General features: G+C 51.1%; 12 protein-coding genes and 1 pseudogene. 2 read left to right on the top strand and 11 right to left on the bottom strand.

The annotated features are described in order from the left end of the window. Window positions 1-43: 43 nt before the first annotated feature. The 5 genes from ACMYSL_RS20530 to ACMYSL_RS20510 all read right to left on the bottom strand — a co-directional run bounded on the left by ACMYSL_RS20530 (window position 44) and on the right by ACMYSL_RS20510 (window position 5,299). The gene (locus tag ACMYSL_RS20530) at window positions 44-1,717 is read right to left on the bottom strand and encodes a ShlB/FhaC/HecB family hemolysin secretion/activation protein (RefSeq protein ID WP_434659783.1); all 1,674 of its coding nucleotides are present in this window, start codon (window positions 1,715-1,717) and stop codon (window positions 44-46) included. 366 nt (window positions 1,718-2,083) lie between these two features. Continuing rightward, window positions 2,084-2,809 (bottom strand): amino acid ABC transporter ATP-binding protein, encoded by a 726-nt coding sequence (locus ACMYSL_RS20525; RefSeq protein ID WP_110273342.1) that lies wholly within the window; start codon window positions 2,807-2,809, stop codon window positions 2,084-2,086. Next, entirely contained in the window at window positions 2,809-3,483 is a 675-nt protein-coding gene (gltK, locus tag ACMYSL_RS20520) for a glutamate/aspartate ABC transporter permease GltK (RefSeq protein WP_434664181.1), read from the bottom strand. The genes ACMYSL_RS20525 and gltK overlap by 1 nt, the downstream gene beginning before the upstream one ends. Continuing rightward, a complete protein-coding gene (locus tag ACMYSL_RS20515) occupies window positions 3,483-4,223 on the bottom strand; it encodes an amino acid ABC transporter permease (protein WP_181483045.1) in 741 nt (246 codons plus the stop codon). The genes gltK and ACMYSL_RS20515 overlap by 1 nt, the downstream gene beginning before the upstream one ends. A gap of 164 nt (window positions 4,224-4,387) precedes the next feature. After that, a complete protein-coding gene (locus ACMYSL_RS20510; protein ID WP_434659780.1) occupies window positions 4,388-5,299 on the bottom strand; it encodes an amino acid ABC transporter substrate-binding protein in 912 nt (303 codons plus the stop codon). A 419-nt stretch (window positions 5,300-5,718) separates the two neighbouring features. On the opposite strand from ACMYSL_RS20510, the pseudogene ACMYSL_RS20505 reads away from it, so the two are divergent. Further along, window positions 5,719-7,656 (top strand): annotated as a pseudogene (locus ACMYSL_RS20505) (rhomboid family intramembrane serine protease). A 41-nt stretch (window positions 7,657-7,697) separates the two neighbouring features. Here the strand turns inward: ACMYSL_RS20505 and lnt are convergent. The 5 genes from lnt to miaB form a co-directional block, all read right to left on the bottom strand. Beyond that, entirely contained in the window at window positions 7,698-9,236 is a 1,539-nt protein-coding gene (gene lnt / locus ACMYSL_RS20500; protein ID WP_434659778.1) for an apolipoprotein N-acyltransferase, read from the bottom strand. A gap of 22 nt (window positions 9,237-9,258) precedes the next feature. Then, window positions 9,259-10,137, bottom strand: a complete 879-nt coding sequence (corC, locus tag ACMYSL_RS20495) for a CNNM family magnesium/cobalt transport protein CorC (RefSeq protein WP_110273348.1) — start codon at window positions 10,135-10,137, stop codon at window positions 9,259-9,261. A gap of 98 nt (window positions 10,138-10,235) precedes the next feature. Further along, window positions 10,236-10,703, bottom strand: coding sequence for an rRNA maturation RNase YbeY (gene ybeY / locus ACMYSL_RS20490; RefSeq protein ID WP_181483041.1), 468 nt, complete (start codon window positions 10,701-10,703; stop codon window positions 10,236-10,238). After that, window positions 10,700-11,746 (bottom strand): PhoH family protein, encoded by a 1,047-nt coding sequence (locus ACMYSL_RS20485; protein ID WP_181421762.1) that lies wholly within the window; start codon window positions 11,744-11,746, stop codon window positions 10,700-10,702. Before ACMYSL_RS20485 ends, ybeY begins: the two co-directional genes overlap by 4 nt. 155 nt (window positions 11,747-11,901) lie before the next feature. After that, the gene (gene miaB, locus ACMYSL_RS20480; RefSeq protein WP_434659775.1) at window positions 11,902-13,326 is read right to left on the bottom strand and encodes a tRNA (N6-isopentenyl adenosine(37)-C2)-methylthiotransferase MiaB; all 1,425 of its coding nucleotides are present in this window, start codon (window positions 13,324-13,326) and stop codon (window positions 11,902-11,904) included. A 208-nt stretch (window positions 13,327-13,534) separates the two neighbouring features. Here miaB and ubiF point away from each other — a divergent pair, with 208 nt between their 5' ends. Then, window positions 13,535-14,710 carry a 3-demethoxyubiquinol 3-hydroxylase gene (gene ubiF, locus ACMYSL_RS20475; RefSeq protein ID WP_434659773.1) on the top strand — a complete coding sequence of 392 codons (1,176 nt, stop codon included), beginning with the start codon at window positions 13,535-13,537 and terminating at the stop codon, window positions 14,708-14,710. 7 nt (window positions 14,711-14,717) lie between these two features. Here the strand turns inward: ubiF and ACMYSL_RS20470 are convergent, their stop codons facing one another. Then, window positions 14,718-15,299 (bottom strand): hypothetical protein, encoded by a 582-nt coding sequence (locus ACMYSL_RS20470; protein ID WP_434659771.1) that lies wholly within the window; start codon window positions 15,297-15,299, stop codon window positions 14,718-14,720. Between the last annotated feature and the right edge of the window lie 88 nt (window positions 15,300-15,387).

The raw sequence follows: 15,387 nt of genomic DNA, 5'->3' as shown, positions 1-15,387 counted from the left end.
GATGAGAAAATTAACGATTAATTGGCTTGAATAAATGACAGTACTAATACCTCCATTTTAATGAAAAACCGAGGTTAAACGGTTCGGTATGAAAACTATCGGGTTTGGTAAGTGGCGTGCTAATAAAAAAATCATACTGAGTGGATAATAATTCTCCACGAAGTCCGCTTACTGCACCTGAGATGACTTTTCCTTTTTTGTATTGCTCCTCGCCGGTAATACGGCCAATATCCAGGCCTAAATAAAACTGCTGGCCGGGGTGGGGGATGTCCCAAATAAAATCGTTACTCCAGTACCAGCCCTGGTTACCAGAAAGGGTATTTTCGCCATCGAAACCACGTACAGTCCAACGGTTACCAATATTGAATTTATTATCGGTAGATAATATGTCAGGACTAAATTGAGCATTGATATGCGGAGCGTAGCTGAATCGATCGCCTGTCGGGGCAAATTTCATATAGGCCTGGATATCCAAATGGACCACGCGTGAAAGTTTGCTATAGAGCCCGGCTTTCTCCTCCGGAGTGGGCGTGGAGCTTAGCCAGGGCAAACTACGCTGTACGCCCAGGCTGGCCTCGACGATCTTTTTATCAAAGTAACGCTGCTGGCGTAAGGTTAACTCCCAAACCGGATTTTGCTTGCGCATTACGCTGAGTTCACTACCGCCAAAATAGTAGTGCGATGTGCTCTTTGCTATGCGGGCATCCAGCGTTGTTTTCTGTTGCCGAGTATGTGAAAGCAGGCGCGACAGCGTTGCACTGGCATAACGGTTTTTACTTTTATATTCAGTAACCGAGTAGTTACCCTTAAATTGTTGAAGATACTCACTCTGTGAGCCGTAGAGGCTTAATGACCAGTAGCCAAAGGGGATGGAGTAATAAAGGCTGCTATTCTGGTTACCATCATCATGTTGATTGAATTCAACGTCACCGCCGGCTGAGAAGTACAAAATGTCATTCAGGGTGGTTAAATCATAAAGATAAAGTGCACCACCGCCCTGGTAACGTCCGCTGGCGCGACTTCCGGCGTCATCCAACCAGGCGCCGATTTGCCATTTCTTTGTCAAATCACGCGTGAGTTGAATATCACTCTCAGCGTTTTTTTGTCCGGGAACAATTTTCATTCGAGCTGATGAACCTGGGGTACGCTGCAGGTTAGCCATTCCTTGTTCTAGATCGGTCAGCTTCAGTATGTCTCCGCTGGCAGAGGGCATAGAGTTCCATAGGCTGGTTGCTGCTCTATTGTCCGCAGACCATGTGATGTCGCCAATGTGACCATAGGTGAGCGTAATTTTTAGGATACCGCTATTCAGAGATTGTGAAGGAACATCAATAAGCGAAGTGATATAACCCTGAGTAATTAATTCGTTTTGTAAGGTTGCTGTGAGTATGCGTATACCAGCAATACCCAGGCATTGGTGTTCCGCCTGGATAGCAATGCCACCTAACAGACGCTGGGTTAGTTTTTCATCCTCGGAAATGATGTCGACCTTATTGATATATTGGCACGTTGTTTCCGATGGAAAGACTAATTTATGTTTATAGGATCCAGATCGTGATGACTGATATTCCTGTTGCTCAGGTTTTAATGCGCTTTGGCGTGCTTTATCCTGCTCAGTCTGGTTGGTATGGCTGGTGGATACATTCGCGAAGGTGGATGCTGAAAGAAATAGATAAATCAAAATAACGTTGAGCAGTTTTTTTTGGTTTTTTTTCATGAAGCAATGTCCATTTGTTTCATTTGATAAGTATACCCCAGCTTGCCTATCTCCGACTTGGGGCTATTTTGTCAGTAAGGCGAATCAGGTACTCACTCTTTAAAAATTTTATTTTTTATAAATCGCCAAAATAAATCACTGAACGACATACTCAGCGTCGTTGTAAAAAGTTGCGCTATGTTAGCTATACGAGATTATTCAGGCTACGATACAAAGCCTGAATTTTATTTGAATTGATTATTTCATCTTATGAATTATTACAGATGAGGTTTGATATATAACATGTGATTATTTTGATTTTAATACTCAATCATATTGAGTATGTCTGAGGGGGGACGGCGTGTACTTTACGTACACGCCTGAAATTTAGTGCAGAATTTTTGCGAGGAAATCTTTAGCTCGTTCGGATTGAGGATTAGCGAAGAAGGCTTCTTTATCAGCATCTTCGACAATTTTCCCTTCATCCATAAAGATCACCCGGTTGGCCACTTTGCGGGCAAAGCCCATTTCATGGGTCACCACCATCATGGTCATTCCTTCATTAGCCAGTTCAACCATGACGTCCAGTACTTCGTTAATCATCTCGGGGTCAAGCGCAGAGGTGGGTTCGTCAAACAGCATCGCAATAGGGTCCATACATAGCGCACGGGCAATCGCCACACGCTGTTGTTGACCGCCGGAAAGCTGGGCTGGAAATTTATCTGCATGAGCTGAGAGACCTACACGCTCCAGTAATTTTAACCCTTTGGCGCGGGAAGCGGCTTTATCGCGATTAAGCACCTTGACCTGAGCCAGCGTCAGATTTTCGATAATTGACAGATGTGGGAACAGTTCAAAGTGCTGGAACACCATCCCAACGCGGGAGCGAAGTTTGGCCAGATTGGTTTTTTTATCATTAACCGTGGTGCCGTCAACGATGATTTCACCTTGTTGAATGGGTTCCAGACCATTAACGGTTTTAATCAGCGTTGATTTGCCCGAACCTGATGGCCCGCAAACGACCACAACTTCACCTTTTTTCACTTCCGTGGAGCAATCGGTCAGCACCTGAAAGTGACCATACCATTTTGAAACGTTTTTCAGGGTAATCATTACACAGTCCTTTTCTTCAACCAGCTGACCAACAGCGATGCGCTGAGACTAATAACAAAATATACGGCCCCTGCGAACAGGACCATTTCAACCTGGGTTCCGTCGCGCTCGCCGATAGTGGAGGCGGTGCGGAAGAAGTCTGCCAGACTCAGGACGTAGACCAGTGAGGTATCCTGAAACAGGACGATACCTTGGGTAAGCAGCAGTGGCACCATGGCGCGAAACGCTTGCGGCAGAATAATCAGCTTCATGGATTGCCAGTGGGTCATCCCCAGCGCCAGCGCGGCGCTGGACTGGCCGCGTGAGATACTCTGAATACCGGCGCGTATAATTTCCGAGTAGTACGCCGCTTCAAACATGGAGAATGCAATCATCGCGGATATCAGGCGAATGTCGGTTTTCGGCGACAATCCCAGAACGTTTTGCAGGAAGCCCGGAACAATCAGATAAAACCACAGCAGGACCATCACCAGCGGGATAGAGCGAAAAACGTTAACATAGGTTTTAGCAAACCATGCCAGCGGGAGGAAGCTCGACAGGCGCATAACGGCCAGAATTGTTCCCCAGACAATCCCGATAACAATCGCGATAACGGTGATTTTTAGGGTGATAACCAGGCCAGCCAAAAGGTATGGCATGGAGGGAATAATGGAACTCCAGTCAAATTCGTACATCATTTGCCTCCCAAATTGCCCGGCAGGCGAACTTTACGTTCAACCACATACATTACCAGCATAATAATTGCGTTGATGAACACGTAGGCGAGAGTGATCGCGGTAAACGATTCCCAGGCGTGAGCCGAGTAATCCAGCAGCTTACCCGCTTGTGCGGCCATATCGGCGAGCCCGATGGTGGAGGCGATAGCCGAGTTTTTCACTAGGTTCATCATTTCAGAAGTCATTGGTGGCACGATAACGCGGTAGGCGTTAGGCAGCAGAACATAGCGGTAGGTTTGCGGTAGCGTCAGCCCCATTGCCAGCCCGGCGTTTTTCTGTCCACGCGGCAGCGACTGAATGCCTGAGCGGACCTGTTCACAGACGCGAGCGGCGGTGAATAATCCAAGACACAACATGGAAGAGACAAAGAACTGAATATTCGGATCCAGCTCGGATTTAAACCACATGCCAAGGTCTTCCGGCAGTAGTTCAGGTACCACCAGGTACCAGGTGAAGAATTGCACAATAAGCGGGACGTTACGGAAGAGTTCAACGTAACAGGTACCGATACTTGATAACAGGCGATTGGGAACGGTGCGTAAAATACCGAATAGTGAACCGACGAAGAAGGCGATAATCCAGGCCGTTACCGACAGTGCGACGGTGACCTGAAAACCGCTCCAAAGCCAGCCTAAATAGGTGGTGTTGCCGAACGGGGCCTGTTGCAGGAATATGCCCCAGTTCCAGTCTATTGACATAAATGACTCCTGGAAAAAAAAGGGTAGCAGCGCTACCCTCGAAGATTGTTGCTCAGCTTGTTGCGGTATTCACGGCGGCTGGGGAACGACCAGCCACCGTATAGTCTGTCCGTGCTGTAGTAACAATCGGGAGGGCAGGATTTCCCGCCCCTTGTTTTTTTTAATTAGTTAAGAGCTTTGTCGTTTGGTGATTTGAATAGCGCTTTCATCTCTTCAGAGAGTTCGAAATTCATATTCAGGTTCTTCGGCGGAATTGGGTTTTTGAACCATTTGTCGAACCATTTTGCCGCTTCGCCAGAGGTCTGGGCCTGGGCGACGGTTTCGTCTACCAGCGTTTTGAACTGCGGATCGTCTTTACGCAGCATACAGCCGTAGGCTTCCTGAGACTGAGCGGTGCCTACAATCTCCCAGTTATCCGGTTTCTTCGCTTTTGCTCGCTCACCGGCCAGCAGTGCGTCATCCATCATAAAGGCCACTGCACGACCGCTTTCCAGGGTGCGGAAAGAGTCGCCATGGTCTTTCGCACTGATGATGCGCATATTCATTTTTTTCTCATCGTTCAACTTATGCAGCAGAATTTCTGAGGTCGTTCCCGACGTCACAACAACGGCTTTATCCTTCAGGTCCGCGAAGTCTTTAATCGCACCGCCTTTTTTCACCAGCAGGCGCGTACCGACAACAAAGATCGTGTCGGAGAAGGCCGCTTGTTTTTGCCGTTCGAGGTTGTTAGTCGTGGAGCCGCATTCAAAATCAAAAGTACCGTTTTGCAGCAGCGGGATACGGTTTTGCGAGGTGACCGGAATCAGTTTTACCTGCAGGTCAGGTTTGTTCAGCTTCTTCTTGATAGCATCAACAATGGCATTGGAGTAGTCCTGAGAATAGCCGACGACTTGCTGTTTGTTGTCATAGTAAGAAAACGGAACGGAGGATTCACGGTGGCCAACGACGATCACGCCGTTTTTGGCAATTTTATCCAGAGTGCTCTGCCCGGTGGCAGGTGCAGCATCTTCTGCATGCGCCGCGCTGGCGGTCAGACCTATGGCCAGCATTGCTGCGGCGAGTTTACGTAATTGCATATCCGACTCCTTATCCTCAGCGTCATTGACGCTATTGATGCCCATTGTGAGTGTGTGTGCTTTTTATTGCTGCCATCTTTGCGTGCAGCATTTGTATGTGTTTGTTAGCATTTAGTTTGGCTTAATGTAAAGATTTTGCTCTTATATTGTTGATTTTTGCGAGGCGTACCGCACCAATAAGAGGCATAAATCCTTTGCTGCACTGTTTAAGTGCTGCTCTTGCTCCGTGTCGGTGCAAGCGTGTAACCAGTAGACGAATGCTATTCATCTCTAAGATTTATTTTGCAATTCACGTGCCAGAACCTGGTGAAGTAAGCTGAATTGAGTGAGATATCACCCTGTTCACATCGGCATAAGTTGATTTCTAAGTTAAAATAGCGTTCTTGTTAGCGTTCATATTTTCAGGGAAGAAAATCGCTATGGCTGCACAACATTTCAACTCGCCTTCTTTCGTCGTCGTTAAGATCCCTTATGTAACATTTCTCCTTATTGCCCTGAACGTGGTTTGGTTTGGCTATTTTTCTCGATCATCTGTGGATGGTGATATTAATCACGCGACGCTGATTCACTTAGGAGCAAACGTTGCGGAGCTAACGTTAACCGGCGAATCCTGGCGACTGGTTGCCAGCCTTTTTCTCCATGGCTCTTTTTCTCATCTGTTCTTGAATATGCTTGCTCTGGCGGTTATTGGCGCTGTTGCTGAAAGATTGCTGGGCAGGTGGCGTCTGTTGGTTGTGTACTTGCTATCCGGCTCTTTCGGTTCTCTCGTGAGCGCCTGCTATGCACTGAGCGACCGGGGAACTGGTGGTGAAACTGCCATCCATTTTTTGTCTTTAGCGCCGCAGGTGATTATCAGCATCGGTGCGTCCGGCGCCATTATGGGGCTGGCCGGTGCATCAATAGTCGCGCTGGTTTTTGCCGATCCTGCTGCTCGCAGTGAAAACGACCGGCGGGTGCTGTATTCGACCCTTGGAATGGTCGTGCTAACGCTGTTGTACGGTACTCAGCAGGAGGTGGACAACGCCAGCCATATTGGCGGCCTGTGCGCCGGCGCGGTTATTGGTTTTGCAATGGTTTTGATTCAGATGAGCTCGCGAAAAAAGCTGCTTCTGGATGCATTACTCTTTTGCGGCTGCTGCGCGTTGTTGCTGGGCGGGACGTGGCTTGCGCAGCGGCAGATTGATGAATCGGACCTGGAGGTCAGGGCGAGCCTGCGTGATGAGTTTTATCCCCTGTCCGTCGAGAAAGAGCGGCAGCTGAGAAGAAAGGTGCTGGCTGATGAACGTGAAAAGCATATGATCAGGCTGCCAGAGCCGGTAAGCAATGAGGAGGCCCGCGGCACGACACTGGCTGAGATACCTGACATTAACGACATCGCGCTGAGTAAGGATGGAAAGACGCTGTACGCGGCGGTTGAGGATAACAACACCATCACGGTTTACAGCCTGGAACAGCACAAGGTTTTGAGAACGTTTACTGGTACGGTAAGGGCCGCAAATTACAAAGGGCGCTGTAGTGATTGTGGCGATCGGGGGGTCAGGGCGCTGAAGCTTAGTCCGGATGAAACGCGGCTCTATGCGACAGGGTTTGAACCGGATTCATTGTCGGTGATTCGGGTGGCTACGGGGGAAGTTATTCAGACTATCGCAACGGGGCGTAGCCCGGACGCGATGGTGATTTCTCGCGACGGTAAGCGTGCCTGGATAATGAACCGGACCAGCAACACTATTTCAGCTATTGACCTTACGTCATATCAGCCGATCGGCGATATTCCACTGGGAAAATATGACGGAGCAGGTAAGAGTGGCGGCTCTAACATAAGGCCAATTGCGCTCTCGTCGGATGAAAAAACGCTTTTGGTCCCCGATATGGGGAGAAGCGATATTGTGCGCATTGGTACCAGTACCCACCAGAAGGTGGATTATCCGGCGGGGGATACCCAGGGGACGACGAGCGTTGTCGGTTTTCGCCCGGAAACGGGTGAGGTTATTTTTGCCGACAGCCTGGGAATTTCACGGATTAGCCAGACATCACAGCAGCCGAAGCTACTGGCTCAATGGTGCAGCCGAAGTATCTATTCTGCTGAAGCGATAAGCCCGGATGGTCGATATATCGCGCTATCGACCTATGGGTTAGAAGGATATATCGTTCTGCTCAGCGTGGATGCGAGCCAGGTTGTGGGGGTTTACCCTGCCAGCCGCGCAAGGCAAGTTCGGTTTTCAGCCGATGGCAAGCAGATATAGGTGTTGGGGGCAAAAGCGCTGACGGTGCTGGATCGCGATAAGTCGCTTGCTCCGAGGGTGCTCGTTCGTCATCCGCAGTATGGTGACGTAGCCTGTCTTCCTGATGTTGACTAATGGAACATGGGGGGAAGAGCGTTCGATTCCCCCCATTTTGCTTACTGCTTGCGAGTTCGCAGGCTCATCAGTAGTGCACCAAAACCAAACAGGACGGTCAGCGCCCACAGCGGCCAGTTCCCCGTACGGGCGTACGGTGTCAGACCAGACGTCGGGGTCACTTTGGTGGTCAATACGGCACGAGTAAACTGCGGGATCATCTCCTGAATTTCACCGCGTGGGCCGATGACGGCAGTAATGCCATTATTTGTGCTGCGCAGCAGCGGACGGGCCAGCTCCAGCGCACGCATCCGCGCCATCTGGAAGTGCTGCCACGGACCGATAGATTTCCCGAACCACGCATCGTTAGAGATGGTCAGCAGGAAGTCGGTATCCGGGCGGAAGTTATCGCGCACCTGTTCGCCAAGAATAATTTCATAGCAAATGGCCGCCGTCAGACGCATGTTATGCGCGATAAGCTGTGGCTGCACGTAAGGACCACGGCTGAAAGAGGACATCGGCAGATCGAAGAACGGAGCCAGCGGACGCAGGATCGATTCCAGCGGTACAAACTCGCCAAACGGTACCAGGTGGTTCTTGTTGTAGCGATTCTTCGAGTCGTAGCTGTAAGGATTGTCTTTGCCCAGGGTAATAATCGTGTTGTAGGTATCGTAGCGATTTTGCGCGTTCAGACGCGCATCGACGATGCCGGTGATCAGTGAGCTGTTTTTCGACCGTAGTAGATCGTCCAATGTGCTGAGGAACCGCTGCTGGTTAATTTCCAGATCCGGAATTGCCGACTCCGGCCAGATGATGAGCTGAGATTTGCCCATTTGCGGCTGGGTGAGATCCAGATAAGTTTCCAGCGTTCTGGCTAGGTGGCCCTCATTCCACTTTATCTCCTGAGAAATATCCCCTTGTACCAGCGAGACCTGAGTGGCTCGCTCCGGTAGCAACTGGTACCACTGAATGTAACGCAGCGGGAAGGGCAGGGCGAACAGCACTACGGCGGCGATCAGCGGTTTCCAGCTACGCTGCATAAGCGCCAGCACCAGCAGGCCGCTGACAACCATCAGCAGGAAGTTTATCGCCTCAACGCCCATAACAGGGGCCAGGCCTTTCAGTGGCCCGTCAATCTGGCTGTAGCCAAATTGCAGCCATGGGAAACCGGTTAATACCCAACCGCGCAGGAATTCGGTAATTTGCCACACTACCGGTGCAGCGACAGCCACGCGTATCCAACTGGCTTTCGGCCACAGGCGCGAAAGAATACCGGCGAATAACCCGGTATAAAGGGACAGATAAGCCGCCAGCAGAACAACCAGGAAAACGTTGACCGGCCCCGGCATCCCGCCGAACTGCGCGATGCTGACGTAGACCCAGTTAATCCCGGAACCAAACAGGCCTAGCCCCCAGAAATAACCAATAGCGGCGCTTTGCACCGGTCGACGATTAAGGGTTAAACCTTGCAAACCGATTAGCGAAATAATCGCCGCTGGCCAGAAATCATAAGGTGAAAAAGCCAGCGTTCCGCTGGCTCCGAATAACAACGCCAGCAGCAGGCGTACGCGCTGGCGTTCAATAAGAGAGGCAAATACCATTTAGGTTAATCGTCCCGTTGGATTAGTCTTCCAGCTTCGGCTGAGGCGCGTCATCAGGAAGTTTTACATGTACCTGAATAATACGTCTGCTGTCAGCCATTGCGACCTTGAATTGGTAACCATCAATTTCGATAGACTCGCCGCGGGCTGGCAGATGACCAAATGCCTGCATCACCAGTCCGCCGATGGTGTCGACCTCTTCGTCGCTGAAGTGGGTTCCGTAGGCTTCGTTGAAGTCTTCGATTGAGGCGAGCGCGCGTACCGTCCACGTGTGGCGGCTCAGTTGACGAAAATCGATATCTTCTTCTTCATCGTATTCGTCTTCGATCTCGCCGACGATCAGTTCAAGGATGTCTTCAATGGTCACCAGACCCGAGACGCCACCAAACTCATCGATAACGATAGCCATATGATAACGCTGGGAGCGGAACTCTTTCAGCATACGGTCAACCCGCTTGCTTTCAGGCACGACAACCGCCGGGCGCAACACTTTTTCCATGCTGAAGGCTTCCGAGTCGCTGCGCATAAACGGCAGCAGATCTTTGGCCATCAGAATCCCTTCAATGTGATCTTTATCTTCGCTGATCACCGGAAAACGCGAGTGGGCTGATTCGATGATGACATCGAGGCACTCGTCCAGCGTCTGGTTGCGTTTCAGGGTAATCATCTGCGAGCGAGGGATCATGATGTCGCGGACGCGTTGGTCGGCGATATCCATTACCCCTTCGAGCATATCGCGCGTGTCTTCGTCGATAAGATCGTTTTGCCCGGAATCACGGATCAGCGCCAGTAGTTCGTCACGATTTTTGGGTTCACCGTGAAAGAGCTGGCTGAGTAACAGGGAGAAGAATCCCTTTTTGCTGTTTACTGTGTCGCTACTGTGTGAATTGTCGTCGCTCATGGCGTCGTATGGGTTCTCATGTTGGTTAAATCGTCGCTCGTCACGCGTATACTCAGCGTCCGGCATAGCGGCCAGTCGCCGGCAAAGCCGGCGGCAGGTTATTCCTTCTCGGCAATGTACGGATCCTCATAGCCCAGAGCAAGCATTATCTCTGTTTCGAGGGATTCCATCTCTTCCGCTTCTTCGTCAACGATATGGTCGTAGCCCAAAAGATGCAGACTACCGTGGACAACCATATGCGCCCAGTGCGCTTCCAGCGGTTTGTTTTGCTCTTTTGCTTCCTGCTCGACGACCTGACGGCAGATGACCAGATCGCCAAGCAGTGGTAATTCGATGCCCGGAGGGGCTTCGAACGGGAAAGACAGCACGTTAGTCGGCTTGTCCTTCCCGCGATAGGTCATATTCAGCTCATGGCTTTCCGCTTCATCGACCAGACGGATCGTGACTTCCGACTCTTCCTGGAACTGCGGGATGACGGTATCGACCCAGCGTTGAAACTGCGCCTCATCCGGCATACCGCTGTTATCTGCGCAAGCCAGCTGTAAATCGAGAATAACCTGACTCATTTGTGTTCCTGCTCCTGGGCTTCGCGTTTACGCTCGGCGGCCTGTTCTGCTTTACGTTTTTGGTCCGCTTCTTCCCACGCTTCATAGGCATTAACGATGCGGGCGACAACCGGATGGCGCACCACGTCCTCGCTATGGAAGAAGTTGAAGCTAATCTCATCGACTTCGGCCAGCACTTCAATCGCGTGGCGCAGGCCGGATTTGGTGCTACGCGGCAGGTCAATCTGCGTCACGTCGCCGGTAATAACCGCTTTGGAGTTAAAACCAATACGGGTCAGGAACATCTTCATCTGTTCGATGGTAGTGTTCTGGCTCTCATCAAGGATGATAAAGGCATCGTTCAGCGTACGACCGCGCATATAGGCCAGCGGCGCGACTTCAATCACGTTGCGCTCAATCAGCTTCTCGACTTTCTCAAAACCGAGCATCTCGAACAGCGCGTCGTACAGCGGGCGCAGGTACGGGTCGACTTTCTGACTCAAATCGCCAGGCAGGAAGCCCAGCTTTTCCCCGGCTTCAACGGCCGGACGGGTCAGCAGAATACGGCGAACATCCTGACGCTCCAGCGCGTCGACCGCAGCAGCAACTGCAAGGTAGGTTTTCCCGGTCCCGGCAGGACCAACGCCGAAGGTAATATCGTGGTCAAGAATATTGGCAATATACTGCGCCTGATTCGGCGTGCGCGGTTTGATCACGCCACGCTTAGTTTTGATATTGATGGCCTTGCCGAAGTCCGGCACGCTTTCGGCGCTTTGCTCCAGCACGCGGGCTTCTTTGATCGCCAGGTGAATTTGTTCTGGTTCAATATCCTGAAGTTCGCCGCGCATCGGTGCAGTATCGACATACAGGCTGCGCAGGATATCCGCCGCAGCGGTGACGCAAATCGGGCGACCGGTTATTTTAAAGTGGTTGTCACGACGATTAATCTCGATGCCGAGACGGCGTTCCAGCTGTTTAATGTTGTCATCAAACGGGCCGCAAAGGCTCAGCAGACGGGCATTATCAGCGGGCTCAAGGGTGATTTCGCGAGTGTCTGTGTTCAAACTGTTCCTCTTATGCATAGGTAGCCGGAAGGTAAACGTTCACCGGCCTGTCAGGAAATTATTCACGTCATCGGAATATGGCGCAAGCATCGCTGTAGATATTGGGTTCAGGAGAGGAAATACAAGGCCTGCCGGAGTCGGCAGGCCTGAACGGATTATGGCTGGTAGATACCGACGCCAAGATCGTTTTCTTTACGGGTACGAGCAATCACCGATTCCGGCGTTTCTGCGATGCGCAGGCCCATTTCGTCTTCGGTACGTACCACTTTACCGCGCAGAGAGTTTGTCCAGACGTCGGTGATTTCGACATCGACAAACTTGCCAATCATCTCAGGTGAACCTTCGAAGTTGACCACGCGGTTATTCTCGGTACGGCCGGAAAGCTCCATAACGCTTTTACGTGACGTGCCCTCCACCAGAATACGCTGCACGGTGCCGAGCATACGACGGCTCCATGCCGTTGCCTGCTGGTTGATTCGCTCCTGCAGAATATACAGGCGCTGCTTCTTATCTTCTTCCGGTACGTCATCGACCATATCGGCTGCCGGGGTGCCCGGGCGCGCGGAGAAGATAAAGCTGTAGCTCATATCGAAATTCACATCCGCAATCAGCTTCATGGTCTGCTCGAAATCCTGGGTGGTTTCACCAGGGAAGCCGACGATGAAGTCGGAGCTAATCTGAATATCAGGACGTGCCGCGCGCAGTTTGCGGATAATCGCTTTGTATTCCAGAGCCGTATGGGTGCGCCCCATAAGATTCAGCACGCGGTCAGAACCGCTCTGCACCGGCAGATGCAGGAAGCTCACCAGCTCCGGCGTGTCGCGATAAACCTCAATAATGTCATCGGTGAATTCAATCGGATGGCTGGTGGTAAAACGAATCCGGTCAATACCGTCGATCGCCGCAACCAGGCGCAGAAGATCGGCAAAACTGCCAGGGGTGCCATCGTAGTTTTCACCGCGCCAGGCGTTCACGTTCTGCCCGAGCAGATTAACCTCACGCACGCCCTGAGCCGCGAGCTGCGCGATTTCAAACAGGATATCATCGCCTGGACGGCTGACTTCTTCACCGCGGGTGTATGGCACCACGCAATAGGTGCAATATTTGTTGCAGCCTTCCATGATAGAGACAAATGCACTTGGTCCGTCGGCACGGGGTTCCGGCAGACGATCGAATTTTTCGATTTCCGGGAAGCTGATATCGACAACCGGGCTGCGATTACCGCGTACGGAGTTGATCATTTCCGGCAGGCGGTGCAGGGTCTGCGGCCCGAAAATAATATCGACATAGTGAGCGCGCTGGCGAATATGATCGCCTTCCTGAGAAGCCACACAGCCGCCAACGCCAATGATCAGGTTGGGGTTTTTCTCTTTCAGCAGTTTCCAGCGACCGAGCTGATGGAAAACTTTTTCCTGGGCCTTCTCACGGATTGAGCAGGTATTGAGCAGCAGCACATCCGCTTCTTCTGCCACTTCGGTGAGTTGAAACCCGTGCGTGGCATCCAGCAGATCGGCCATCTTTGATGAATCGTATTCGTTCATCTGACAGCCCCAGGTTTTAATATGGAGTTTTTTTGTCATCGACTTGCTCATGCTTAATTAGGTATACCCAAAGTCAGCGTCTTCACCGGATGTTGCTCTGCAATGTGAAGGGTGACGGATATAAAGCCAGGATTGCAGGGCGCGTATTGTAATGCTTTGACCGCGCCCTGACCAGTACGACCGTAATCACCACAAGGTGAATAAAAATCCGGTAAACTCAAGGGATTCGAGTTTAAGGATAATAGCCATGACAATTCATGCAACAGATGTCGTTATCGTCGGCGGCGGAATGGTTGGCGGCGCCCTGGCATTGGGGCTGGCACAGCGCGGCTTTACGGTGACGGTGATTGAAAAAAATGCGCCGCCAACTTTTGATGCGACCTCGGTTCCAGATGTGCGTATTTCGGCAATCAGCGCTTCATCCGTAGGGCTACTGAAAAGTCTGGGTGTCTGGGATTCAGTTCGGGCGATGCGCGCCCATGCTTATCGTCAACTGGAGACCTGGGAGTGGGAAAGTGCCCATGTTGCCTTTAATGCGACAGAACTAGAGCTGCCTGAGCTGGGCTACATGGTGGAAAATAACGTCCTCCAGCTTGCTTTATGGCAGGCGCTGGAAGCCCATGCGCAAGTCTCTCTTCATGTGGGAGCGTCATTGAAGGAAATGCGCCACGCAGAAACGCATGTTTCACTAACGTTGACTGATGATAATCAGTACGATGCACGACTGGTTATTGGCGCGGACGGCGCTAACTCGCAGGTACGGCAACTGGCGGGAATCGGCGTCCAGGCGTGGCAGTATCAGCAATCCTGCATGTTGATAAGCGTGCAGTGCGTGGACGATCCCGGTGATAGTACCTGGCAGCAGTTCACTCCAACGGGACCGCGCGCATTTTTACCGCTGTTCGACCATTGGGCTTCACTCGTGTGGTACGACACGCCCGCGCGGATCCGCCAACTGCAGGGAATGAATATGGCTCAGCTGCAGCAAGAAATTGCCCACCATTTCCCGTCCCGTCTGGGTGAGGTTACACCGCTAAGCGCGGGGGCATTCCCGCTGACCCGTCGCCACGCACTGCAATACGTTAAGCCGGGATTGGCGTTGGTGGGCGACGCCGCGCACACTATTCATCCGCTGGCGGGGCAGGGGGTGAATTTAGGCTATCGTGATGTTGATGCGCTGCTGGATATTCTTTCCCGTGCGCGCGAGCACGGTGAAGAGTGGGCCAGTCTGCCTGTACTCAAGCGCTACCAGGCCCGGCGCAGAGCAGATAACCTGATTATGCAAACAGGGATGGATCTGTTTTATGCCGGGTTCAGCAACGATCTGGCACCAATCCGTATGCTGCGAAATATCGGTCTGATGGCTGCCGGGCGAGCTGGTGTCCTGAAGCGACAGGCACTGAAGTACGCGTTGGGATTGTAATCTGCGTTTAACATAACCTTGCAAACAGCGTGTCTCTACCTTCTTTTGTTGGCAAGAATCCCTGATACCAGATACTTCCTCTGGAGGTTGTCAGGGATTCACACTGCCATTGATTAGTCGCTACTAAATAGAGCATATGTGCGCTTTTGGCTGACATATAGAGCAGATACAGTAGCGCCAGCAATGCAAGTATTACGGAAACCTCGCTTCCTTTGAAAGACTGAAACTCATAAGCAAGTATGGCGATACAGCTACCCTGTAAAACCATCTTGCCCACAAAGCAGCGGATAAAAAATTGTTGGATTCTCTCTGTTGACCAGAAGCATGGATTTTTAAGCACAGCGCGTTGTTCCTGAGCCGGGAAGCCATGAATATAGGTTATCCATTGGGTATTTTCAGTAAGCGTAAGCGCGATACCAGTTTCGTTGAGGCGATGAAGACGCATTGATATGCTAATAGGAAAGAATAAACCAACCAGAACACAATATGTTAATAAGGCAGAAATCCCGAAGAAGCAAGAAATGAAGCTGAACAGAAAAAAGAGCAGCGTTGTTATTCGGGTAAAAATCGGGAAAACCTGATAGTTCATCGCAAATCCTTTTACGCATTTTCTCTGCAATGTATCCAGAGCTAACGTAGATGTAAACTTCAGATTAGATTTTTCGGATTTCATAAAG

The organism is Klebsiella sp. MISC125, from assembly GCF_051131775.1.
GTDB lineage: Bacteria > Pseudomonadota > Gammaproteobacteria > Enterobacterales > Enterobacteriaceae > Klebsiella.
The sequence above is the reverse complement of the archived record's forward strand: the minus strand, read 5'-3'. Positions and strand labels throughout refer to the sequence as shown.

Excerpts from the sequence above, each read along its gene's own strand:
- ACMYSL_RS20530 (WP_434659783.1), bottom strand. The coding sequence starts at position 1,717 with ATGAAAAAAAACCAAAAAAAACTGCTCAACGTTATTTTGATTTATCTA.
- ACMYSL_RS20525 (WP_110273342.1), bottom strand. The coding sequence starts at position 2,809 with ATGATTACCCTGAAAAACGTTTCAAAATGGTATGGTCACTTTCAGGTG.
- gltK (WP_434664181.1), bottom strand. The coding sequence starts at position 3,483 with ATGTACGAATTTGACTGGAGTTCCATTATTCCCTCCATGCCATACCTT.
- ACMYSL_RS20515 (WP_181483045.1), bottom strand. The coding sequence starts at position 4,223 with ATGTCAATAGACTGGAACTGGGGCATATTCCTGCAACAGGCCCCGTTC.
- ACMYSL_RS20510 (WP_434659780.1), bottom strand. The coding sequence starts at position 5,299 with ATGCAATTACGTAAACTCGCCGCAGCAATGCTGGCCATAGGTCTGACC.
- lnt (WP_434659778.1), bottom strand. The coding sequence starts at position 9,236 with ATGGTATTTGCCTCTCTTATTGAACGCCAGCGCGTACGCCTGCTGCTG.
- corC (WP_110273348.1), bottom strand. The coding sequence starts at position 10,137 with ATGAGCGACGACAATTCACACAGTAGCGACACAGTAAACAGCAAAAAG.
- ybeY (WP_181483041.1), bottom strand. The coding sequence starts at position 10,703 with ATGAGTCAGGTTATTCTCGATTTACAGCTGGCTTGCGCAGATAACAGC.
- miaB (WP_434659775.1), bottom strand. The coding sequence starts at position 13,326 with ATGACAAAAAAACTCCATATTAAAACCTGGGGCTGTCAGATGAACGAA.
- ubiF (WP_434659773.1), top strand. The coding sequence starts at position 13,535 with ATGACAATTCATGCAACAGATGTCGTTATCGTCGGCGGCGGAATGGTT.
- ACMYSL_RS20470 (WP_434659771.1), bottom strand. The coding sequence starts at position 15,299 with ATGAACTATCAGGTTTTCCCGATTTTTACCCGAATAACAACGCTGCTC.